At 69.0% G+C, this 23631-nt stretch carries 17 protein-coding genes and 1 tRNA gene; 12 read left to right on the top strand and 6 right to left on the bottom strand.

Translation table 11 applies throughout. The features are described 5' to 3' along the window. Window positions 1-2: 2 nt before the first annotated feature. Window positions 3-1025, bottom strand: coding sequence for a slipin family protein (locus AB0B72_RS03600; protein ID WP_367736710.1), 1023 nt, complete (start codon window positions 1023-1025; stop codon window positions 3-5). A 298-nt stretch (window positions 1026-1323) separates the two neighbouring features. Between AB0B72_RS03600 and AB0B72_RS03595 the strand changes: the two genes are divergently transcribed. Further along, a complete protein-coding gene (locus tag AB0B72_RS03595; RefSeq protein ID WP_367736709.1) occupies window positions 1324-2373 on the top strand; it encodes an ArsA-related P-loop ATPase in 1050 nt (349 codons plus the stop codon). Between the two features lie 67 nt (window positions 2374-2440). Further along, window positions 2441-3595 carry an ArsA family ATPase gene (locus AB0B72_RS03590; protein ID WP_367736708.1) on the top strand — a complete coding sequence of 385 codons (1155 nt, stop codon included), beginning with the start codon at window positions 2441-2443 and terminating at the stop codon, window positions 3593-3595. 185 nt (window positions 3596-3780) lie between these two features. Here AB0B72_RS03590 and AB0B72_RS03585 read toward each other — a convergent pair whose 3' ends face one another. Further along, window positions 3781-4077 carry a WhiB family transcriptional regulator gene (locus tag AB0B72_RS03585; RefSeq protein ID WP_036326687.1) on the bottom strand — a complete coding sequence of 99 codons (297 nt, stop codon included), beginning with the start codon at window positions 4075-4077 and terminating at the stop codon, window positions 3781-3783. Window positions 4078-4336: 259 nt separating this feature from the next. On the opposite strand from AB0B72_RS03585, the gene AB0B72_RS03580 reads away from it, so the two are divergent. Then, a complete protein-coding gene (locus AB0B72_RS03580) occupies window positions 4337-6604 on the top strand; it encodes a transglycosylase domain-containing protein (RefSeq protein WP_367736707.1) in 2268 nt (755 codons plus the stop codon). Between the two features lie 188 nt (window positions 6605-6792). Here the strand turns inward: AB0B72_RS03580 and AB0B72_RS03575 are convergent, their stop codons facing one another. Then, the gene (locus AB0B72_RS03575) at window positions 6793-7248 is read right to left on the bottom strand and encodes a GatB/YqeY domain-containing protein (RefSeq protein ID WP_367736706.1); all 456 of its coding nucleotides are present in this window, start codon (window positions 7246-7248) and stop codon (window positions 6793-6795) included. A gap of 80 nt (window positions 7249-7328) precedes the next feature. Here AB0B72_RS03575 and AB0B72_RS03570 point away from each other — a divergent pair, with 80 nt between their 5' ends. The 5 genes from AB0B72_RS03570 to AB0B72_RS03550 all read left to right on the top strand — a co-directional run bounded on the left by AB0B72_RS03570 (window position 7329) and on the right by AB0B72_RS03550 (window position 11452). Next, complete coding sequence (locus AB0B72_RS03570) at window positions 7329-8261, top strand: metallophosphoesterase (RefSeq protein WP_367736705.1); 933 nt, start codon at window positions 7329-7331, stop codon at window positions 8259-8261. Between the two features lie 36 nt (window positions 8262-8297). Beyond that, a tRNA-Pro gene (locus tag AB0B72_RS03565) sits at window positions 8298-8371 on the top strand. A gap of 368 nt (window positions 8372-8739) precedes the next feature. Then, entirely contained in the window at window positions 8740-9195 is a 456-nt protein-coding gene (locus AB0B72_RS03560; protein WP_367736704.1) for a hypothetical protein, read from the top strand. Between the two features lie 382 nt (window positions 9196-9577). Next, window positions 9578-10237 (top strand): CBS domain-containing protein, encoded by a 660-nt coding sequence (locus tag AB0B72_RS03555; RefSeq protein WP_367736703.1) that lies wholly within the window; start codon window positions 9578-9580, stop codon window positions 10235-10237. A gap of 219 nt (window positions 10238-10456) precedes the next feature. Then, the gene (locus AB0B72_RS03550) at window positions 10457-11452 is read left to right on the top strand and encodes a nitroreductase family protein (RefSeq protein WP_367736702.1); all 996 of its coding nucleotides are present in this window, start codon (window positions 10457-10459) and stop codon (window positions 11450-11452) included. A gap of 21 nt (window positions 11453-11473) precedes the next feature. Here the strand turns inward: AB0B72_RS03550 and AB0B72_RS03545 are convergent, their stop codons facing one another. Continuing rightward, on the bottom strand, window positions 11474-14062 hold the full coding sequence (locus tag AB0B72_RS03545) for a cation-translocating P-type ATPase (RefSeq protein ID WP_367736844.1): 2589 nt from the start codon (window positions 14060-14062) through the stop codon (window positions 11474-11476). Window positions 14063-14154: 92 nt separating this feature from the next. Further along, complete coding sequence (locus tag AB0B72_RS03540) at window positions 14155-15324, bottom strand: hypothetical protein (RefSeq protein ID WP_367736701.1); 1170 nt, start codon at window positions 15322-15324, stop codon at window positions 14155-14157. Window positions 15325-15887: 563 nt separating this feature from the next. On the opposite strand from AB0B72_RS03540, the gene AB0B72_RS03535 reads away from it, so the two are divergent. The 4 genes from AB0B72_RS03535 (at window position 15888) to AB0B72_RS03520 (ending at window position 22904) form a co-directional block, all read left to right on the top strand. Further along, window positions 15888-18275 carry a glycoside hydrolase family 65 protein gene (locus AB0B72_RS03535; protein ID WP_367736700.1) on the top strand — a complete coding sequence of 796 codons (2388 nt, stop codon included), beginning with the start codon at window positions 15888-15890 and terminating at the stop codon, window positions 18273-18275. A gap of 90 nt (window positions 18276-18365) precedes the next feature. Further along, a complete protein-coding gene (locus tag AB0B72_RS03530; protein WP_367736699.1) occupies window positions 18366-21023 on the top strand; it encodes a GNAT family N-acetyltransferase in 2658 nt (885 codons plus the stop codon). A 549-nt stretch (window positions 21024-21572) separates the two neighbouring features. After that, the gene (locus tag AB0B72_RS03525; RefSeq protein WP_367736698.1) at window positions 21573-22553 is read left to right on the top strand and encodes a ferritin family protein; all 981 of its coding nucleotides are present in this window, start codon (window positions 21573-21575) and stop codon (window positions 22551-22553) included. Window positions 22554-22613: 60 nt separating this feature from the next. Continuing rightward, window positions 22614-22904 carry a hypothetical protein gene (locus tag AB0B72_RS03520; RefSeq protein WP_367736697.1) on the top strand — a complete coding sequence of 97 codons (291 nt, stop codon included), beginning with the start codon at window positions 22614-22616 and terminating at the stop codon, window positions 22902-22904. A 52-nt stretch (window positions 22905-22956) separates the two neighbouring features. On the opposite strand, the gene AB0B72_RS03515 is transcribed toward AB0B72_RS03520, so the two are convergent. Then, window positions 22957-23421 (bottom strand): ester cyclase, encoded by a 465-nt coding sequence (locus tag AB0B72_RS03515; protein ID WP_367736696.1) that lies wholly within the window; start codon window positions 23419-23421, stop codon window positions 22957-22959. Between the last annotated feature and the right edge of the window lie 210 nt (window positions 23422-23631).

Below are 23631 nucleotides of genomic sequence, written 5' to 3'. Positions count from 1 at the left end.
CGCTACCCCTCGCCGTGCTCGCCTGTGGACATCCTCGCCGCATCCTCCGTACGGGCCTCGCCTGTGGACGATCCCGCCGCATCCTCCGTACGGCTCTCGCCCGCGACACCCTGGGCCTGGGCGGCCCGGGAACGGCCGGCGAGGGGAACCTCGGGAAGATCCGCGGGCGGGTCGATCGCGGGAAGCACCTGCAGCGCCTCCTCGACCGGCTCCGGCTCCTCCACCTCGACCGGCTCCTGTTTGGCCGCGGGCGCCTCGGCCGCCGGCGCCATCCGGTCGAAGAACCGCAGGAGCTCGACGGGCAGCGGCATGACCAGCGTGCTGTTCTTCTCCGCCGCGACCTCCACGACGGTCTGCAGCATGCGCAGTTGCAGCGCGGACGGGTCGGCGGACATCTCCCGCGCGGCGGCGGCGAGGCGCTTGGACGCCTGGAACTCGCCGTCGGCGGTGATGATGCGGGCCCGCCGCTCCCGCTCGGCCTCGGCCTGGCGGGACATCGACCGCTTCATCCCCTCGGGCAGCGCGACGTCCTTGATCTCGACGCGCTCGATCCGGATGCCCCACGGCCCATCCGTCGGCTCGTCGATGACGGCTTTGAGCTGGGCGTTCAGAGCGTCCCTGTCGGACAGGAGCTGGTCGAGCTCAGACTGCCCGATGACCGACCGCAGCGATGTCTGAGCCACCTGCGACACGGCGAAAAGGTAGTTCTGGACGTTGACGACCGCCTTGATCGGGTCGATGACCCGGAAGTAGACGACCGCGTCGACGCGGACCGTGACGTTGTCCCTGGTGATGCCGTCCTGCGCGGGCACCCCCATCGTGATGATCTGCATGTTCACTTTTTGCATGCGGTCGACGATCGGGACGATCAGATGCAGACCCGGCCCCCGGACGCTCGACTGGATCCGGCCCAGGCGGAAGACGATTCCGGTCTCGAACTGCTGGACGACGCGTACGCTTCGGGCCGCCGCGACGACCACGATGAAGCCCAGGATGGCGAGTAACGCTAACAGCACCGACTCCACGGCCGGCACCTCCTTGAAGACACTGCACACAGGGTGGACCGCCCTCTTAGGCGCACCCTTACCCAATCGACGTGTGAGCCGTACCACAAGGTTCCGCCGAGCCGGACGCCCGAGGTATTCGAAAGTGACCGTTGGGTAGCCTTCCAGGCGTGGGCGAGTGGGAGCAGGCACGCAGGCCGGCACGACCGCGGCGAAGCGCGCGGAGCGTACTCGCCGGGCCGGTCGGAGGAGGCACAGTGATCACGTGCGGCGAGGGCGCCGGTGAGCCGGTCGCCGCCGCGAGCCCGGGGGAGGCGCCGTGAGCGAGGCAACCGGCAAGCGCTTCAGCGGGCAGGACGGCGGCGCCGAGGCCAGGGACACCGACTGGGACGGCGTACGGCTGCACGTGGTGAGCGGCAAGGGCGGCACCGGCAAGACGACGGTGGCCGCGGCCCTCGCGCTGGCCCTGGCGGCGGGCGGCCGCAAGGTCCTGCTCGTCGAGGTCGAGGGCCGGCAGGGCATCGCCCAGGTCTTCGACCTGCCACCGCTGCCGTACGAGGAGCGGAAGATCGCCGTCGCGCCGGGCGGCGGCGACGTGTACGCCCTCGCGATCGACCCCGAAGAGGCCATGCTCGAATACCTCGAGATGTTCTACGGCATGAAGCGCATGGGCAAGGCGCTCACCCGGATGGGCGTCGTCGACTTCGCCACCACGATCGCCCCCGGCCTGCGTGACGTCCTCGTCACCGGCAAGACGAGCGAGGCCGTACGGCGGCGTGACAAGTCGGGCAGGCGGGTGTACGACGCGATCGTCATGGACGCCCCGCCCACCGGCCGGATCGCCCGCTTCCTCAACGTCACCCAGGAGGTCGCCGGGCTGGCCCGGATGGGCCCGGTCAAGAACCACGCCGACCTGGTCCGCGGCGTCCTCACCTCGCCCGAGACCGCGGTGCACTTCGTGACGCTTCTGGAGGAGATGCCGGTCCAGGAGACGCTGGACGGCATCGCCGAGATGCGCGCGAGCGGCCTCCCGGCAGGCGGCGTCTTCATCAACATGGTCCGGCCCGCGGGGCTCCCCGAGTCGGCGCTCCAGGCGGCGTCCGGGAGTCGGTTCGACCCCGCCGAGCTGGCGCTCGGGCTCAAGGCGGCCGGGCTGGCGGACGGCGCCGCCGACGCGACGCTGATCGCGGAGGCCCTCGCCGAGGAGGTCACCGAGCACGCCCTGCGCACCGAGCTGGAGAAGCGGGAGCGCCTGACGCTGGAAAGCGCCGGCACGCACCGCTACGACCTGCCGCTCCTGCCGGACGGCGCCGACCTCGCCGGGCTCTACGAGCTCGCCGAAGCGCTGCGCGACCAGGGCGCGGCATGATCCGGCCCCGTACACCCGACAGCCCCAGAGAGGTTGACCAGTGAGCCCTGCGAGCCGTGTGAGCCCTGTGAGCAGGACCGCGCCCGCACTGGACGTCGACGCGATCCTGGACGACCCGGGCACTCGGATCATCGTGTGCTGCGGCTCCGGCGGCGTCGGCAAGACCACCACGGCGGCCGCCCTCGGGCTGCGGGCCGCCGAGCGCGGCCGGTCGGTCGTCGTGCTGACCGTGGACCCGGCGAAGCGGCTGGCCCAGGCGATGGGGCTGACCGAGCTGGACAACACCCCTCGCCGGGTCGACGGCGTGGGCGACGGCGGTGAGCTGCACGCGATGATGCTCGACATGAAGCGGACCTTCGACGAGATCATCGAGGCGCACGCCGACGCGGACCGCGCGCGGCAGATCCTGACGAACCCCTTCTACCAGTCGCTGTCGTCGAGCTTCTCCGGCACGCAGGAATACATGGCGATGGAGAAGCTGGGTCAGCTGCGCCGCTCCGGCGACTGGGACCTGATCGTGGTCGACACGCCGCCGTCGCGGTCGGCGCTCGACTTCCTCGACGCCCCGGAAAGGCTCGGCCGGTTCCTCGACGGGCGGCTGATCCGGATCCTCACCGCACCGGCGAAGGCGGGGGGCCGCAGCGCGTTCAAGCTGATCAACGCCGGGTTCGGCGTGGTCACCGGGATCTTGACCAAGGTGCTCGGGGCACAGGTGCTGCGCGACATCCAGATGTTCGTCTCGGCGCTGGACGCGGTGTTCGGCGGCTTCCGCCAGCGCGCCGAACAGACCTATCAGCTGCTCCAGGCGCCCGGCACGGCGTTCCTCGTCGTCGCCGCGCCCGAGCGCGACGCGATGCGGGAGGCGTCGTACTTCGTCGAACGGCTCGCGCAGGAGCGGATGCCGCTGGCCGGGGTGGTGGTCAACCGGGTGCACCTGTCACCCGCCGCCGCCCTGTCCTCCGCTCGCAGCAGCGCTGCCGCCGAGGACCTGGAGGCCCGGGGCGAGCACGAGCTGACCGCCGCCGTCCTGCGGCTCCACGCCGGCCGGATGCAACTCGCGGCCCGCGAGCAGCGGCAGCGGGAGCACTTCACCTCGGCCCATCCGACCGTGCCGATCACACAGGTTCCCGCGATGCCGGAGGACGTGCACGATCTCGCGGGGCTCCGCCAGATCGGCGACCTCCTCGCGTCGCCGCCGCCCGAGTCCCGGGCGACGGCCTGAACGACCACACACGTCGCGTCCGTACGGCGGGCGCGCTGAAGACGGCTGAGAGCTGAACGACGCTGTTCAGCCCGCTGGAAGGGTCAGCCGTACGGCGAACTAAATCATGCTTGCGCTGAAGCGCGACCGAACCTGGGAACGCCTCGCACCGTTGAGAGGCGAAGGTCCGGCCGTGCCGGGCCGGCTCAGCCGGCGATCAGCTCATTGGTCCGCTCGTACTCTTCCTTCGCCGACTCCAGCAGGTCTCGCCAGGAGTCCACATCCGGCCGACGCCTCAACAGCGCCCGGCGCTCCCTCTCCGTCATCCCGCCCCACACCCCGAACTCGATGCGATTGTCCAGCGCGTCGGCGAGGCACTCGGTACGGACAGGGCATCCCCGGCAGATCAGCTTCGCCCGGTTCTGTGCGGCGCCTTGCACGAAGAGCGCGTCAGGATCCGCACCTCGGCAGGCGGCACGGGAGGTCCAATCCGTGATCCACATGTTTCGACCCCACTCCCCTTAGGTGGTCAGTCGTCGTTTCGGCCGACGGGCGCGGGCGTCGGGCCTCCTGATTGCAGTAGCCGCAGAGGAGAACGTACGCAACAAGACGATCGAACCGACATACCCCGGCGGGACCAAATTCGTGCATGGTCATGTCAGGCCATGTGGCCGGGAATGACTAGTCCCCCTCCACGAAGGGTAATCCCGGGCCATGGATTCGGTGCCGGGAGAGTCACGAAACGGACGTACCCTAGGTTCCGTGCAAGCTCACGGCAAAGCGCGCGGGTCACGGTTCGCCAACCTCCTGCGGCTCATCGGTGCGGCCGCGGTGGCCGGAGTTCTCGCGGCGGCCATTGCACTCCCTGCGGTGGGCGGCGCCGGAGTGTCGGTGAAGTCCGGCATCGACACACTTCACATCGCGCCGGCCGACCTCGCCGAGCCCCCGCTCCCCGAGAAGACGACGCTGCTCGACGCGGACGGCAAGCAGATCGCCCAGTTCTACTACCAGAACCGGGAGTCCGTCCCGTTCGACAAGATCGCCCCCATCATGCGCAAGGCGATCGTCGCGATCGAGGACTTCCGCTTCTACCAGCACGGGCCGCTCGACATCGAAGGCACCGCCCGGGCCCTGATGAAGAACCTCACCACGGGCGGGGTGACCCAGGGCGGCTCCTCCATCACCCAGCAGTACGTGAAGCAGGTGCTGTACAACAAGGCGGAGACCGACGCGGAGAAGGCCGCCGCCGTCGCGCCCAGCTACTCGCGCAAGCTCAGTGAGATCCGCTACGCGATGTCCGTCGAGAAGAAGTACTCCAAGGACGAGATCCTCAACCGGTATCTCAACATCGCGTACTTCGGCGCCAGCTCGTACGGGATCGAGGCCGCCGCCAAGCGCTTCTTCGGCAAGCACGCCTCGGAGCTCAACCTCACGCAGGCGGCCACGCTCGCCGGAGCCGTGCAGAACCCGAACGCCACCGACCCCAACATGGGCAAGTCATACCGGGACCGGCTCCTGGCCCGCCGCAACGTGGTTCTCGACCGGATGGCCGAGCTCAAGATCATCACCCCGGCCGAGGCGGCCGAGTCCAAGGCCAAGAAGCTGGGCTACAAGGACAAGCCGATCCCCGGCGGCTGCGAGGAGAGCGAGTTCCCGTACTTCTGCGTGTACGTGCAGCAGGAGATCCTGCACGACGAGAAGTTCGGCAAGACTCCGAAGGCCCGCGAGGAGTACCTCAACCGCGGTGGTCTCACCATCAGGACCACGATCGACCGGAAGATGCAGAAGGCCGCCGAGAAGGCGATCAAGAAGTACGTCGACCCGTCCGACAAGCCGGTGGCCTCCGAGGCGCTCGTCGAGCCCGGCACCGGGGCGATCAGGGCCATGGCGGCCAGCCGGAAGTTCGGGACGAGCCGCAAGAAGAACGAGATGTCGTTCAACATCGTCGCGGACGCCCAGCACGGCGGCGGCTCGGGCTTCCAGGCCGGGTCGACCTTCAAGGTGTTCACCTTGATCACCGCCTTGAAGGAGGGCTACAAGCTCAACGACGGCCTCAACGTGGGCAGCACGTTCACGGCGAGCAGCTCCTCCGCTTTCAAGACGTGCAAGGGCGATCTCGTCGGTGACCCCACGAAGGCACAGCACAACTCGGAGCCCGGCGGCGGCTTCCTGACCCTGCAGACCGGCACCTGGAAGTCGGTCAATACCTTCTTCATGAGCCTGGAGCAGAGGGTCGGCCTCTGCAACGTGGTCAAGACCGCCAAGTCGCTGGGTATCAAGCGCGCCGACGGCAACCCGCTGCAGGAGTTCCAGACCTTCACCCTCGGCTTCAACGAGATGGACCCGGTGACGGTCGCCAGCGCCTACGCCGGGATCGCGGCCCGCGGGAAGTACTGCTCGCCGGCGCCGATCACGGAGATCACCGACCGGTTCAACAAAGTCACGGCGATCAAGCCCAAGTGCAAGGAAGTGCTGGACCCGGAGATCGCCGACGCGGTGAGCTACATCCTCAAGGGCGTGTTCACCAAGGGCACGATGAGCGGGGTCGGCGGCATCGGCCGGGACGCGGCCGGCAAGACCGGTACGGGCGACGAGTCCCGCACCGTGTGGTTCGCCGGATTCACCCCGGATCTAGCCGGAGCGGTCAGCCTCGGCGACCCACGCGGCCCGTTCCTCCACTCGCTTCCCGGGCAGGTCATCGGCGGCCGCACCTACGGGTCGGTGTTCGGCGCCACCGTCCCCGGCCCCATCTGGAAGGCGACCTTCCTGGAGGCGCTCAAGGGCGTCGACCCGTCGAAGTTCACCGCTCCCGACATGTCAAGATTCGGCGGATGTGCCCACCAGTGCGCTCCCCCGCCGAAGCCGAAGACCGACCACGGGGACGGGGGCGGCCATGGCGGCGGACCGGGCGGTGGCGGCCCCGGTGGCGGCGGGCCTGGCGGTGGTGGCCCGGGTGACGGCGGCCCAGGTGGTGGCCCCGATGGCGGCTTCGCGAGGGGCGACCAGCCGAACCTCGGCGACGACCACTGACGCCGCGTCGGCGCCGGTCAGGGCTTGAGGGCGCCCTCCCCTGGACGAGATCCCGGGGAGGGCGGCCCGTGTCAGCCGGCGAAGACCGCCGTAGGCCAGACGCGCCCTGGCAGCTCAGACACGCACTGCCGTAGGCCAGACGCGCCCTGAAGAGGAGCCGTGGGCCGGGCGCACCCTCGGGGCCGCCGTCAGCCGGACAGGCGCGCCCGGACGATCTGGGCGACCCTGCCTCCCTCGGCCCGGCCGGCGACCTTGGGGTTCAGGACCTTCATGACCTGGCCCATCGCCTTGGGGCCTGCCGCGCCGCTCTCGGCGATCGCCTCGTCGACGAGCCTGCCCAGCTCCTCGTCGGAGAGCTGAGCGGGAAGATACTCGTCGAGGACGGCCTGCTCGTCCAGCTCGGCCTGCGCCTGCTCCGCGCGGCCCGCTCCCGCGAACGCCTCGGACGCCTCCCGTCGCTTCTTCGCCTCGCGGGTCAGCACCTTGACCACCTCGTCGTCGGAAAGCTCGCGCGCCTGCTTGCCCGCGACCTCCTCGACGTTGATGGCGGCCAGGGCCATCCGGATCGTCCGCAGCCGGACCTCGTCACGCGCTTTCATCGAGGCCGCGAGGTCGGCCTTCAGCTTGTCCTTCAACGCACTCATGCGTCCCATCTTGCCGTGCCGGGGCTCCGATGCTCGCCAGGTTATGCGGGAGGGGGACCGGCGTCGGGCATGATGGCTGTGTGAGGAAAGCCGCAGTGGTTCCGCTGTCCCTTCTCGGTCTCGGCGTGGCCGGCCTCGGTTACGCGTCCGTCGTGGAGCGGAACTGGTTCCGCCTGCGCCGCTTCGACGTGCCCGTGCTCCCGCCCGGACAGCGTCCGGTGCGGATCCTGCAGATCTCCGATCTTCATCTCACCCCCGGGCGATCCCGGCTGATCAACTGGGTGCGTTCACTTGCTTCGCTCAACCCCGACCTCGTGGTCAACACGGGCGACACGCTGGCCCACCCCGACGCGGTCGAGTCTTATCTGCGCGCCGTGGAGCCGCTGCTCGACCGGCCAGGCCTGTTCGTCTACGGGTCGAACGACCTCTACGCTCCCCGGCCCAAGAACCCGGTGCGCTACCTGTGGCGTACGTCGAAGGGCGACGCCGTTCAGCACGTCCCCACCCTGCCGTACAAGGAGCTGGGGGCGGCCATGACGGCGGCGGGATGGCTCGACATGAACAACACCACCGCCCGCCTGAAAGTCGCCGACCTCGACGTCCACGTGGGCGGGATCGACGACTCCCACATCGACCGGGACCGGTACGACGACATCGCCGGGCCGGCGCCGTCCGAGGCCGATCTGCGGCTGGGCGTCATGCATTCGCCCGAGCCGCGCAACATGTCGCGCTTCGCCGCGGACGGCTACCAGCTCCTGCTGGCAGGCCACACGCACGGCGGGCAGCTGTGCATCCCGTTCTACGGCGCCCTGGTGACGAACTGCGGCATCGACCGCGCCCGGGTCAAGGGCCTCAGCCGGCACGAGCAGGCGTGGCTCCACGTGTCCGCCGGGCTCGGGACCTCCCCGTACGCTCCGGTCCGCTTCGCCTGCCCGCCGGAGGCGACGCTGCTGACCCTCGTACCCCGGCGACCCGTGGTCGCACAGGACGCAAGCATCCGCAAAGTCCGCTAGACTTGCCGAGGCGCAGGGCGAGATGGCCTGTGCCGCCGGGGTGTGGCGCAGCTTGGTAGCGCGCTTCGTTCGGGACGAAGAGGCCGCAGGTTCAAATCCTGTCACCCCGACTCGGAAATCGCAGGTCATGGGCCTGATCGCTGGAGACAGCGGTCAGGCCCTTGATCGTTTTACCGTCATTTTACCGTCGGTCTGAACGCCGCCAGGGGGCACTGACGGGTTCAAACGAGTTCTCCTGGGCACCTTGATCGCTTAATCGGTGCCGATCTGTCGTCTCTGGTGGTTCAAAGCAATGAGCGGCTATCGAGTATGCCGCCCATGAGCCTGGTTTTGCGCACGCGACAGTCGCGGATCAACGGCTTCCTGCGAGGCATTGCTACAGTTGCTTATGGTAAGAACTGTCCCGACTATATCCAGCCCAAGGGTCCACCAATTTCATAGTGGATTCGATCCTGTGAGGCGCGAAGGGAGGTGTTTCATGGATTTGCCTGGTGAAAAATTCAAGGGCAAGAATATCATCGACATGATTATTCGTGGTGAGTTGCGGATAGACCGGCCGGTCACGGACCCTGATCTGGGGACGCGTGAGATTCTGTGGGATTCAATACCAGAAGCGCGTTCGCTGATCACAGAGTTGGAAGATAACGAGGCCGAGGAAGCCGCAGAGGTAGGCCGCGAACCGTTCGTCACCTTATCCACCTACGTGATCAACCTGCTAGTTATCTTCGAGGAGGCCGCAGAAAGAGGGCAACTTGAGACTGTTGATCACTTCCTTGATGCCTACGAGAAGATCCTCGAGATAAATGACGAATTCACGAACGGGATATTGGATGATTGGGTGATCTCACGAGTTCGTCGTCTAGGCGAGAAGGTGAAGTCGCGCTGCGGTCCTCTTCTGCAGGCGCGGGCCTTTCCTGAGGAACAGCAGGAGTAAAGTTTTTTCGCTGACGATGCACTCACGGGTGGTGCTGCGGCTGAGCCGAGCGGTGCCTCGGTCCTTAGCTGGGGCCCGCGCAGCGAAGCTGTTTTGCCGCATACCCCTGTCGGTAGTGCAGAGAAGCTGAACAATACGAACCGGGTCGGCGGAGTTCTGATCTGACAACCCGTACGGTCGGCCGCCCTGCCCCCCCTGCCTCAGTGTCCGTGGGCCTCGGTCGGGCCACTTGATTCGGCAGCTATCGGGGGCAGGAGGAGGACTGGCCCAGGGCCGCAACCCCGGAAGGACGCGGCGGCACGATACGGGGGCAACCTCCTCAACCCGGAGAAGAGGTCAACATGCCGCCGCGCCCGGTCTCAGGCAGGCCGATCATGCGCGCGTGCGGAGGGCCGCGACTCTCGGACGAGCGAAAGTCATCCAGGTACGCGGACGGCTCATCGCACTGGGTTTCCTGCAGCTCGCAGGCGGCCTCGGGTTCGAGGGGCTATGGCTGGCCCTGATCGGCCTGTTCCTGGTCAACGCCGCGACCGCCGAGGAGCAGCAGACCCAGCTCGGCACCGCTTTGCACGGCATCAAGGTCGGGGATGTGATGTCGAAGCGGCCCGTTGTCGTCGCCGACCCTGACGGGACGGTGACGGAACTCGTCGACCGGCTCGTGTTGCGCGAGCGGCTGTCCACCTACCCCCTCGTCGACGGGAACGGCCGGTTCGCGGGTCTTGTCACGCTCAACCGCATCCGAAGGGTGACCCCACAGAAGCGAGCGATGACCTCCCTACGGGAAATCGCCTGCCCGCCCGATGATGTGCCGAAGGCTCGGCCGGAGGACCCTCTGATCGAGCTGCTGCCCCGGATGGGCGGCTGCGCCGACGGCCGCGCCATGGTGTTCGATCCCGGCGGCCGCCTGGTCGGTGTGATCACCCCCAGCGACATCAGCTGGACGATGCAGACCGTCGATCTACGCGCAGGCGAGACCCACCACGCGCCCCGCGGCGCCGACCTCGCCGTCGGCCCGCACTCCCAGCGGCCATCCCCCGTCTAGGCTGCCGCCCTTCACCGCTGACCAGGAACGACGGCACCCTTCAGGCTTACATTGAGGGGAGAGGAGGTCACTGTGGCAACGCGGCTGAAGGACGTCATGGGGAGGGTCGCATGCCTGACCTCCTTGATCGATGACCTGCTCGTTCCCTGCCCCCGTCCGGCACCCGCACCCCGTCCCCGTGACGGGCCGGCCTCATCTCAGTAGGGAGAGGAGAGGGGCATGAACATGCGCGCATCCAAGGAGATCGCTCACGCGGTTCGCGCGGCGGTCGAGGCCGCTGTCTGGGCGCCTTCCGTGCACAACACCCAGCCCTGGTGTTTCGCCGTGCGGGGCGATGAGATCAGCCTGCGCGCCAACCAGGACAGGAAGCTCCGGGTCGCCGACCCGGAAGGCCGCCAGATGCTGATCAGCTGTGGTGCGGCCCTTTTCAACACGCGGATCGCGCTGCGTGCGCTCGGCTATGAACCCGAGGTACGGCTGCTGCCGGACCCCGACCGCGCGTTACTGCTGGCCACGATCCGGCCGCGAGCGGGCACAAGGCCCGACGAGCACACCAGACTCCTTCACGCGGAGATCGAGCGCCGCCGCACCCATCGCTCCGGGTTTATGGACCTGCCCGTACCCGAGCCTCTGATAAAGGCACTCGTCGCCCAGGCGAGTGCGGAGGGAGCACACTTGAGGCCGGTCCAATCAGAGGCGGCCGCGTGTATCCTCGCGGCCGTCACCAGCGCAGCCCAGGACGTCGAGTCCAAGGACCGTGTGTTCAACCTGGAGATGAGTCGCTGGAGCATGCCTCCCGGCAGCTCACGAGAGGACGGTGTGCCGGCACGTAGTTATCCAGGGACACCAAGGCCCACCGCTCCACAGCACTTCGCCCAGCGCGACTACGCCCGGGGTCAATCATGGGGCAGTGAGGACGAGCAGCACCACTCGACCGCCACCGGTCTGGTGGCCGTGCTGACGACGCCGGGCGATTCCCGCGACGACTGGCTGGCCGCAGGCCAGGCACTCCAGCGTGTCCTACTCCACGCCTCCGCCTACGGGGTCAGCGCCGCCTTCCACACTCAGGCGCTGGAGATACGTGAACTACGAGACTTCCTCCGGCAGCGTCTTTGCTCGAACGAGTTTCCACAAATGGTCATGAGATTGGGCTTCGCCCTGGATGAGGCCCGCAGCGTCCGCCGCCCGGCATCGGAAGTGCTGGAGCAGGAGTGACCCAACCATGCCGCACCCGCCTCACGTGTCGCGGTTCAGGGTGCGACTGCGGCCCCATAGCGCTTGCAGCCGCATGACGACATAGCTGAGAACGAACAGCACGAAAGCGACCAGGAGGCAGCTCGGCGGCAGAGGCCGCGTGCCCAGCAGGTCCTGCAGAGCCGGCAGGTACACAGCTCCGACCTGCAGCAGCACCGCCACCCCCACTGCCAAGAGCAGAAACGGGTTCCCCAGGGTGTCGGGGCGCGCCCGTGACGCCAGCGCGGCACCGAATTGCGCCGCGCCGAGGACCAGGAAGATCAGGGTCTGCCAGGGATAGCCGGCGTGGCGTGCCCACAGCGCGGCCAGCAGAGTGATCAGCCCGATGAATGACGCCATGAAGGCGACCCGCTGCCACAGGCCCGCTCCGAGCACCCCTTCTCTCGGCGACCGCGGGGGACGGCGCATCGCGTCGGGTTCGCTGGGTTCGGCGCCGAGCGCCACGCCGGGCACGCCGTGGGTGAGCAGGTTTATCCACAAGATTTGAGCCGGAAGCAGCGGCAGCGCCATCCCCATGAACGGGCCTGCGAGCATCACCAGGATCTCGGCCGCTCCACCGGCCAAGGCATAGAGCAGGAACCGGCGAATGTTGGCGTAGATCCGACGGCCTTCCTCAACGGCGGAGACGAGGGTGGCCAGGTCGTCGTCGGCCAGGACCATGTCAGCGGCCTGGCGGGCGACTTCCGTGCCGCGCCGTCCCATGGCGACGCCGATGTCCGCGCGGCGGAGAGCGGGGCCGTCGTTGACTCCGTCTCCGGTCATCGCCACCACGTGACCGGTATGGCGCCACGCCTCGACGATGTCCAGCTTTTGCTCGGGGGTGGTCCGGGCGTAGACGCGTACGTCGGTCAGCGGCCCGGCTGTGCCCTGCCGTATCCGCTCACCGGTGGTGATCTGCCGGTCCGTGGCCGTGATGTCGAGACGTTCGGCTATCGCCTGAGCCGTACGCGGGTGGTCGCCGGTGATGACCAGGGGTGTGATCCCGGCGGCCCGCATGGCTCTGATGGTCGTCTTGGCCTGACTGCGCGGAGGGTCGAGGATGGCGACCAGGCCGAGCAGCGCCAGACCACTTTCCCAGTCCTCCGGACACCCGATGTGCGCCGGCCGGTCGGCCGCCGCGATGGCCAGTACGCGATACCCCGCGCCTGCCGCTTCTTCGGCCCAGGTGACGGCCTGTGCGAGCAGTTCCCCGTCCTCGTCCAGAACGGGATGCTGGAGCACCGCCTCGGGCGCTCCCTTGCACACCACACGCGCCCCTCCCCCTGGCAGGCGGTGCACGGTGGTCATACGCTTGCGGCCGCTGTCGAAAGGGATCTCATGGATTCGCGGCAGATCGCGCTCCAGTGCCGGTCGTTCCAAGCCGAGCTTCGCGCCGGCCGTGAGCAGGGCGGCCTCGGTGGGATCGCCCAGCGCCTTCCATGACCCGTCGTCTCCCGACGGCGGCGACAGCCTCGCGTCGTTGCAGAGCACGCCGGCACGCAGGAGGGCGACGAGGTCCGGAGCTCCTTCGGGGGTGACCGGGCTTCCGGCGCGGACGATGTGGCCTTGAGGCACGTAGCCGATGCCCGTGACGGTCGCCTCGCCATGTGCTGTCCAGAGTCTCTCGACGACCATCCGGCCCTCGGTCAGGGTTCCGGTCTTGTCCGTGGCGATCACCGTGACCGAGCCCAGTGTCTCAACCGCCGGCAGGCGCCGGATGACGGCATGCCGATCGGCCATTCGCCGGGCTCCCAGGGCCAGACCCAAGGTCACCACCGCAGGCAGTGACTCGGGGACGGCTGCGACGGCCAAACTGATCGCGGCCACGATCATGAGTTCCAGCGGTTGCCCACGGAGGAGGCCGAGGGCGAGGACCACCGCGCACAGAGCGACCGTGACAACGGCAAGAATCCGGCCCAGGCCGGCCAGGCGGCGTTGCAGAGGGGTCAAGGCGAAAGCGGTGTCCATGAGCGACGCGAGACGCCCGATCGTGCTCGCCGCCCCCGTGGCGGTGATAATCGCACGTCCACGGCCGCGTACCACGACGGTGCCGGAGACCATCGTGCTGTGTTCCGGACCGTCTGCGGCGATCTTGTCCACCGGCACCGACTCTCCGGTGAGTGAGGACTCGTCGACCAGCAGTCCTGCGGCCTCCACACCCTTCCCGTCCGCGGGCGCGAGGTCGCCTTCTCCCAGCAGAACGACGTCACCCGGCACCAATTCCACCGAGGGGACCTCGCGCTCCTGGCCGTCTCTGATCACGCGGGCGGCCGGCGCGCTCAGTTCCGCGAGTGCGGCGATGGCCCGCTCAGCCCGCACTTCCTGGGTCAGGCCGATTGCCGTGTTCGCCCCGATCACGAGCAGGATGATGATGGTGTCGGGGTGGTCCCCGGTCAGGAGGGTCAGCGCGGCGGCTGCCAGGAGGACCAGCATCAACGGGTCCCGCATCTGGTCGGACAGGCGACGCCACAGTGGTGGAGGCGGCCGTGTCCCAATGGTGTTGAGGCCGTACTCGGTCAGCCTCCGAGCGGCCTCCTCCTCTGACAACCCCTTCGCGACCTGTGCAGTCCCGTCCCATCCGGCGGGCCACATGTCAGGTGATCTCATGAATCGATCTGCCGTCCGCGTATGACCGCGGTACGGTCACTGCCGGCGTCGGCATCACTTCCCGGATGAGCATCACATCACCCCCTTCGCTCCATCTCATACCCCTGACCATCTGGTCGCCCAGAGTCGAACGTCCCGCACCCGGCAGTGCTTATGTGAGCCGCACGCCCGCCCGGCGTCCGACGGAGTCGAAGACCCGCGAGCCGCGCTTGGGTATGACGACAGTGAACATGTGGCGACGCTCCGCAGCGACCTCGTCTCCTTTCGCTGCACCGCCTTGCCACAAGTACCTCCGCCCGCCTGGCAAGTCGCACCGGCGGGATCTCCGACGCCGACCAGGCGAGCGCGACGACCACGGCGGCTACGATGGCCAGCTGGCCCGACGCGGTCGAGATCGATACCAGCGCGTCCCCGCGACAGGCGCTGGGACGGGCGCTGACGGCGATCCAGGCCCGCTGCGCCGACGTACCCTGGCGCTTCCGGCATCCCCGGATCGAGCCAGGCCGATCGCAGCGTGATCTCGCGGTGTTTCGCAGATTCCCCTGCACCAGGGCGCCATTCACAGGAACCAGCATGACCGGGATGCCGGACTCGGCCCCGGTCGTGGACGAGGGGAACGCGCCGACAGGGTACGGGGCGCGGCGGCTCAGGTATCGACCTGTCCGAGCCTTGCCCGCAAGACGTCGGCCGTGTGGCGGACTGCGGCTCGGACCCGGGGGTGTCATAGGCGCTCCGATGGCGAAATCGCCTCCCTCGATGCCGAGGACGACCAGCTCCGCGGGCAGGCGGCCTGGCGCGCGCCCGAGGGCTATCGCGATGTCGGCTTCGCAGATCAGGCCGTCGGCGTCGATGCGGTACCGATGGTAAAGCGTGCCGCGCGGCGCTTCGGAGGCGCCGTGGCCGGTGGCCGCCCGGGGCGCGACCGGCACGAAGGGCACGTCGGGCTCGGTGTATCCGACGAGGATCCGAAGCGCCTCGTCGCAGGCGTGCAGGATCTCCACGGCCCGCACCACGATGCTGCGGAAGGGATTGCGGCAGTCTGGGCCGAGGCCCGCCTCGACGGCGGCCTGTCTGGCAAGGGCGCAGAGCTGCGCCGAGTTGAGGCTGTAGCGGGCCATCGGCCCCACGAGATAGCCGGCGGCTCCGTCAAGCCGGGAGTGCAGCGCGGTGGAATGGGGCACCTGTTCCTCGGTCACGTGTGCGGGCCACTCCCGCACGTCGAAGCCGTCACCGTCGCTCGTGATCACGGAGCCGGACAGGATGGCGTACTCACGCGGGTGCCGGAGTGCGAGGAACCGGTAGGCAGCAGCAGCCTCAGGTCCCGCATCGGGCCCAACACCTCCGTGCCGCATGCCGGCTCGATCGCCTGACAGGCGCTCATCTGGTAGGCCACGGGGCAGAAACGTACGTCAAGGCGCCGAGCGGGATAAGGGCCAGGTGAAATACCTCTATAGGGCAGGTCACCATGGATGAAGAGGCTGTATCCCGCAGCGCGAGCCGGACCAGGCGCGGCGGCGCCGGGCGGACGACAGCCTCTGGTGCCCAAGCTGGTGGAGCGTGGTCCAACGCGTAGTCGACCGGGACCGCGATCGGCGCGGCGGCGCCCGGAGCCCGCCTTCGGCCCCCGGCTTGCAGATCGCCGAGCCTGAAAGTCAGCGTCCGCCAACCGGGAGTCGAAGCATGCGGACCGGTGCCGTAATCGCGAGATGGGACTCTCATTGCCGAAGCGGGCGACGCTTCCGGGTACGCCGAAGGTACGGCGCGGTGCGCGTCCGCGTGGACATGCCGCACGGGCCCGTAGGGAGCGGCAGTGGATCCGTGGTCGCTGGTATATGAGGGGTTCGATCCTGACCGAGAGGGCCTGCGAGAAGCGCTGTGCACGCTGGGCAACGGCCGCTTCGCCACCCGGGGCGCGGCGCCCGAAGCCGTGGCCGACGGGATCCACTATCCGGGCACGTACGTCGCAGGATGTTACGACCGGCTCACCTCGAAGGTCGCCGGCCAGGAGCTGACCAATGAGGACATGGTCAATCTGCCGAACTGGCTGCCTTTGACCTTCGCACTCCCAGACTCCGGGTGGTTCGCCCCAGATGTCTCGGACCTGCTCCGGTACCGCCAGGAGCTGGACATGCGCCACGCCGTCCTGCACCGGCTGATCCGCTACCGGGACGCCGAGGGGCGCATCACGTCGGTCCGGCAGCGCCGCCTGGTCTCCATGGCCGACCCCTACCTGGCCGCCCTGGAGACGACGTTCACCGCCGAGAACTGGTCCGGTCCGCTCCGCGTGCGCTCCGCCCTCGACGGACGCGTGATCAACAGGGGGGTTGCCCGGTATCGCGACCTGCGCGGCGACCACCTGACACGGCACGCGACCGGGATCCGCGGAAACCTGACATGGCTCCGGGCCCGAACGCGCTCGTCCAGCATCGAGATCGTGCTGGCCGCGCGCGTCGACGTCTCCTCGGACGGCACAGAGCCGCCCGAGCTCGAGCGGCACGACGACCTCATCACCGAAACGCGAACGCTGGGGCTGGAACGCGGCCGTCCGGCCGGAGTCAACAAGATCGTCGCGCTCACCACATCGCGCGATCTCGCCATCGCCGACTCGTCCTCGGCGGCGTTACGCCGGGTCGAGCTCGCGCCGGGCTTCGCCGAGCTGCTGGAGCAGCACGAGATCGCCTGGCACGATCTGTGGGAAAGAGCCCGCTTGGAGGTGACGGGCGCGCGCATCCAGCGGGACGTCCGCCTGAACACCTTCCACGTGCTGCAGACCCTGTCTCCTCACACCGCCGACCTCGACGTGGGCGTGCCGGCGCGAGGCCTGCACGGTGAGGCGTACCGCGGGCATGTGTTCTGGGACGAGCTCTTCGTGCTCCCCTGGCTGACCCTGCGATTCCCCGACATCGCCCGCGGGGTGCTGCGGTACCGTCTGCGGCGCCTGCCGGAGGCCCGCGCCGCCGCCCGCGCCGCGGGCCTGTCCGGTGCGATGTTCCCCTGGCAGAGCGGCAGCGACGGGCGAGACGAGACGCAGCGGTTCCACCTCAACCCCCGTTCGGGCCGTTGGACACCCGACCATTCGCATCTCCAGCGCCACGTCGGACTGGCGATCGCCTACAACGCCTGGCAGCACTACGCCGTCACGGGGGACATGGAGTTCCTGGCCGGGACGGGCGTTCGTCTGCTGGTCGAGATCGCCCGTTTCTTCGCCTCGCTGGCACGGCTCAACCCCGCATCGGGCCGTTACGAGATCCAGGGGGTGGTGGGGCCGGACGAGTACCACGACGCCTATCCCGGCGCGTCGGCCCCCGGCCTGGACAACAACGCCTACACCAACATCATGACCGTCTGGCTGCTGTTGCGCACGCGTGAGGCGCTCGACCTGGTGCCGCGGCGCGCCCGGGAGGATCTGTGCCGCAGCCTCGGCCTCACGGACGTGGAGACCGAGCGCTGGGAGGAGATCGCCCGGCGCATGCGCGTGGACTTCCACGACGAGGTCATCAGCCAGTTCACCGGCTACGAGCGCCTGGCGGAGCTGGACTGGAGCAGTTATCGGCACATCCGACGGCTGGACCGGGCGCTGGAGGCCGAGGACGACAGTCCCAACCGTTACCAGGTGTCCAAGCAGGCCGACGTGCTCATGCTGTTCTACCTGCTCACAGCCCGGGAGCTCAGGCGGATCCTGGACCGGCTGGGCTACCCGCCCCCGCCGGGCATGATCCGACGCACCGTCCGCCACTACCTCTCCCGCACCTGTCACGGCTCGACGCTGAGCGCCGTGGTGCACGCCTGGGTGCTCGCCCGCTCGGACCGGACGGGATCATGGCAGTTCTTCACCGAGACGCTCACCGGCGACCTCACCGATGTACAGGGAGGGACCACCGCCGAAGGCATCCACCTGGGCGCGATGGCCGGCACTCTGGACCTGGTCCAGCGCTGCTACCTCGATCTGGAGGCCAGGCCTGACGGCCTGCACCTGAATCCGGTGCTCCCCCGGCACCTCACGACGCTGTCGCTGTGCCTCCGCTACCGAGACGCGGAACTCTCCATCGACGCCGATCCCACCAGGGTGCGGATCACCCGGGCGGACGACGGTCCGCCCGCGCTGGACGTCGCCGTACATGGGCACCACGCACGGCTCCGGCGCGGCGAAAGCCACGTGTTCCCCCTGCCGGAACGACGAGCCGAGAGTGAGCCGTGAGTGGCGCGTGCCGAACGCCGGGACCGAGGTCCCCATGGTGATGAGAGAAGGACTCTGGTGCCGGCCACGCCGTCGCCGGACGCTCGAATCATGGCTCGAACCGTTGCCGACGAGTACGACGTCCTGCTGCGTAACGGCGGGGTGGCGCACATCCGCCCGCTGCGCCCGTCCGACCGGGAAGCCCTGCACGAGCTGATCGACAGGACCTCGGAGCGCTCGGCGTACCTGCGATTCTTCACCGGCGGCGCCGCGACGGCCCACGCCTACATGGACCGGGCAACCGGCCCCGGCTACCTGGGGCACGCCCTGGTCGCGTCGGTCGGCGGCCGACTGGTCGGCATGGCGGAGTACATCCCGGGTCCGGACAGAGCGGAGGTAGAGCTGGGGATCCTGCTGGACGACGAGGTGCACGGCCACGGCCTGGGCACGCTACTGCTGGAGCACATCGTGCTCGACGCGGCCGAGCACGGCGTGAGCGAGCTCGTGGCCTTCGTCCTGGCGGACAATCGGCGGATGCTGCGGGTCATCGAGGATCTGGGCCTGCCGGCGACGCGGCGGTACGAGGACGGATGCGTCGAGCTTCGCGTCGTCCCGCATCCCACGGCGCACCTGCTGGCGGAGATTGAGGCCCGGGCGCACGAGGCGGAGCGCAGCTCACTCGCCCACGTGTTCGCACCGGGCTCGGTCGCCGTCATCGGCGCCAGCCGTGATTGCCGCCGAATCGGGCATCGCGTGCTGCGCAACCTGGTTGACAGCGGCTTCCCTGGGCCTATTTATCCCGTCAACCCCCGTGCCGCCGAGGTGTACGGCCTGCCTGCCTACCCCGATGTCGCCTCGCTGCCCGGGCCCGCGGAGCTGGCCGTGATCGCCACCCCGGCCCCAGCCGTACTCGGAGTCGCCCGCGATTGCGCCCGCCATCAAGTGCGTGCCCTGGTCGTCCTCACGGCCGGGTTCGCCGAGGCCGGAGGCGGCGAGACCGAGCGGGAGCTGCTGCGCGTCTGCCGCGAGGCGGGAATGCGCCTGGTCGGGCCCAACTGCCTGGGAATCGTGAACACGGCCGTACCGTTGAACGCCGGATTCCTGCCCGGATGGCCACCCGCGGGCCCGCTGGGCCTGATGTCGCAGTCGGGCGCGGTCGCCGCTGCCGTGATCGAGCGAGCCGGACGGCTCGGCCTCGGTGTCTCCTCCTTCGCGTCCGTCGGGAACAAGGCCGATGTGAGCGGCAACGACCTGCTTGAATACTGGGAGGACGACCCGGCCACCCGGGTCATCGGCATGTACCTGGAGTCGTTCGGCAACCCGCGCAGGTTCGGCCGCATCGCGCGCAGGATCAGCGCCCACAAGCCGATCATCGTGGTGAAGAGCGGGCGCAGCGCATCGGGCGACAGGGCGGTCCGATCGCACACCGCCGCCGCGGCGACCCCCGACGTCGCCGTGGACGTGCTGCTGCGGGCCTGCGGTGTCATCCGTGAGGACACCGTCCAAGACCTGCTCGACACCGCACGACTGCTCGCCTTCCAGCCCCTGCCGACCGGCCGGCGGGTGGCGATCGTCGGCAACTCCGGTGGCCCGCAGGCGATGACGGCGGACGCATGCGAAAGGCTCGGCCTGGTCGTCCCCGAGCTGTCCCCTGCCACCCGGGAGGCGCTTCGCGCCCGGCTCCGCCCGGCCGCGGCCGTCGGCAACCCGGTCGACCTCACCGCAGACGGCGATGCGGGCGACTTCGCCTCCGCCGTCGAGACGGTCCTGGCCGACCAGGGCGTCGACGCCGTCCTGATCGTCTACACCCCGCCGTTCGGCTCGGGCATAGACGCGACCCGCCAGGCTATCGCGGGCGCCACCAGAGGCGCGACCAAGCCAGTGGTCGCGTGCGTCGCCGGGCACGACGATCTCATCGACGGCAGAGTGCCCGCCTACGCCTTCCCCGAGCAGGCCGTGCACGCCCTGGCCCGGGCCGCCGAGTACGCCGCATGGCGCGCCAGGCCGGTGACCCCGCCCGAGGGCCTACCGTGTATCGACCTCACGGCGGCCCGGCGGATCACCGAGGCGGACCTCGCCGCCCACCCCGGCGGGCGCTGGCTCGACGAGCGGGCCGCCACCTTTCTGCTCTCGGCGTACGGAATCCACGTCGCCGAATCCGTCAGCGTCGACGGACCCGAGACCGCAGCCGAGGCGGCCGCGCTCATCGGCCTGCCCGCCGTGCTGAAGGCCGTCGGCCCCACCCTGGTGCACAAGAGCGACGTCGGGGGCGTCCGGGCCGGTCTGCAGACCCCGGAGCAGGTCCGGCAGGCCTACCGCGAGATGGCCGCTCGCATCGGCTCCACCATGAAGGGCGCGATCGTGCAGGCCATGGCCGCCGAGGGCGTCGAAATCATTCTCGGAGGCGTGGCACACCAGGCGTTCGGGCCGCTGATCATGGTGGGCTTGGGCGGCGTCACGACCGAACTGCTCGCCGACCGCGCTTTCCGGGTACCGCCCATCGACCGGGCCGAAGCCGGGCGCATGATCGCAGAGCTCCGCTGCGCGCCGCTCCTGCACGGCTACCGGGGACGTCCGGAGGCCGACGTCCATGCGCTGGAGAACCAGATCATCCGCGTCGGTCGACTCATGGACGACCTGCCCGAGATCGCCGAGCTCGACCTCAACCCCGTCATCGTGACGCCCGGTGGTGCGGTCGCGGTGGATGCGCGCGTACGGCTCGCGCCCGCCCCGCCGCTCCCCTCGCTCTTCCGGCGCCGCCTCCGCTGACGCCCGCCGCGGGGGGCTCCAGTACCGCCCTTCGCAGTGGCCTGGCGCCGACGACATCCCTTCTCAGCTGTGGCGACAAGGTTGGGAACGCGGTCTGGTTCCGGACGGGCACGCGCCCGGCGGCGGCGCATGCCGTCCCATGCTTGAACGCTGCCGCCGGCTCGTGAGCGCAAGCCCGTCTTCGCACGTACGTCAGCCGGTCGCCGTTCCTCGGGCAATTGGACGTCAGGGGTCACAGACGAGCTTGAGCCGTAGGAGCCGGTCTGCTGGGCTTGCCTAGGTCGTGGCGGGCGGGATGATCAGGCTTCCACCTCAGCCAGCTACGGACGCGGCTGACGCGCGGGCGATCATCCCGGAGCCGAGGCCCCGCCGGAGGCGTTTCCCCTTTTGCCTAATCACGGCACAGCCCAGGGTGCTTTGGGAGGTTCGACTGGCGCGTTGGGGTACCACGATCAGGGAACCCGTCTCCGTCGTGACTACGGCGGTTGGGCAGAGGACGCGCTTTGTTGGCGTACTCAGACCGGGACCGCACGCACACCGGGGGGTCGTATGGGAACCCGAGCTTTCATCTGCTGGAGAGCCTGTCTTACGACTGTCGGCGCGGTCACCCTTCTCGCTGTAGGGGCCGGGAGCGCGACGGCGGCGTCCGTTCCCCATTCGGACGATGTCGATCCGTCGACGCGTACAAACGTCACGAACGCGATGCCGGGCGAGGCGTTGGCGCACGTGACGTACCGCGCTTATGCCAAGCAGGCGGACAGGGAGAACCTGCCCGATGTGGCGGCGCTGTACCGGCGCACCGCGCACACGGAACTGCGTGAACACCTCACCGAACAGGCGAAGCTGATCGGCCTGGTCGGCGACAACGCGGCGAACCTCCGTGATAGCACCGGCGGTGAGTCCTACGAGGTGACGACGATGTACAGGAAGTTCGCCGAGCAGGCCGAGGCGGACGGCGACCAGGAGGCCGCCAGGCTCTTCTCCGAAGTCGGCCAGGACGAGGCCAATCACCGCGAGAAGTTCCTCCAGGCGGAGAAGGCCATCACCGAGCGGTCGTCCCGGGCGACGATCCCGACCGACGTGCAGGCCAAGCAGGTGGAGATCCATGCCGGCACGCCAAAGGTCTCCTCCTCCCGGACGCTGGAGAACCTGCGGACGGCGATGAAGGGCGAGGCCTTCGCCTACGCCAAATACACCCTCTATGGAGATGACGCGCGGGAGACCGGGCAACCCAGGCTTGCCAAGCTGTTCCATCGAACGGCCGCGGTCGAGCGCACCGAGCACTTCGCTGAGCATGCGAATTTGGCCGGCGCGGTGCGCGACACCGGGACGAATCTGTGCGCGACGATCAAGGGGGAGACGCACGAGGGTACGCAGATGTACCCCGATTACGCCCGCCAAGCCTCAGCGGCCGGCGACACCGAGGCGGCCAAAGTGCTCAACGACACCGCGAACGACGAACTGAAGCACGCGAAGGCATTCTCGGGTGAGCTGTCCAAGCTCGGTAAGCAGTGCCCCACGTCGAGCTGACCACTCAAGATGCCCTGCTACGGAGGCGGGACTCCTCGGTAACACTCCTGAGGGGCGGCGGTGGCAGGTTCTGGAAATAGGGGCGGTGCCGGGACCGTCCGCGTCGCCGAGCACCGTGTGGGCGGTACCGCCACTCGTCCGAGCGACTACATCTGGGCGCTGGTCCGAATCTCGATCAGCTGGCTGGTGTCGGTGTACCTGACCGTCGGGGCCCCGATTCGCATCGGCGGCGCGATCGCCAGCGGGATCGGAGTGGCCGGAGCGCCGGAGCAGCAGATCGCCCTGGCCGACGTCGCCGGGACGCCGGGGCCCGCGGCGGGCCGACCGGGGTCGAAACCAACAGCCCTGTAAGTATGCTGCTCGGGCTGCTGACGGCAACGGTCTCCGCCCTTGGCTGCGTCCGTCAGTCCGGGGGCGGCGTGCCGGTGCCACCGGCGAGCTGTCGGTACAGCTCCCATGCGTTGCGCTCGACCCAGTTGTGGCGCAGCGTGCCGTCCTCGGCGACGGCCCAGACGGCCGTTCCCGTCATGCGGACCGGTTCCCCCTGCGGCGGCGTCCCCAGAACCCCGTTGTTCCTCCCGGTGAGCACCCATCGTGAGCAGACCCGGCTGCCGTCCTCGTTCTGGAACGTCTCGACGGGTTCGAGCCGCATGTCGGTGACCATTGACAGGAATCCCGCCACCCATTCCTTGAACGCCTCCCGAGAGACGACGTCCACGCCGCCCGTCGTGAGGACGAAGTCCTCCGCGACGAACCGGTCGATCGCCTCCAGGTCGTACGGCGGGTTCCACACCGTCGACCAGAAGTCGTGCACGATCTCCACGGCGTTCTCGCGCTGTATCGCGATCACCTCCACTCGCAGTGCCATCCCTGGGTCTCCATACCCACCGGGCCCAGAATGGCCGGGCACCTTGCCGAGGCCGCGCCCGCAACCACCGGCGCCGGCAAACTGCCCCACGGGTGAGATCTCCATTGGAAGTCGATTCGAGGACGGCGCCACTGGGTGGCCAGCCGACGCCCGGAAACGAGGAGATCTTCCTCGAGATGGGACGCCTCGGCGTGGACCGTCCCCGGAGCG

Source organism: Microbispora sp. NPDC049125 (assembly GCF_040802045.1).
Taxonomy (GTDB): Bacteria; Actinomycetota; Actinomycetes; order Streptosporangiales; family Streptosporangiaceae; genus Microbispora.
The sequence above is the reverse complement of the archived record's forward strand: the minus strand, read 5'-3'. Positions and strand labels throughout refer to the sequence as shown.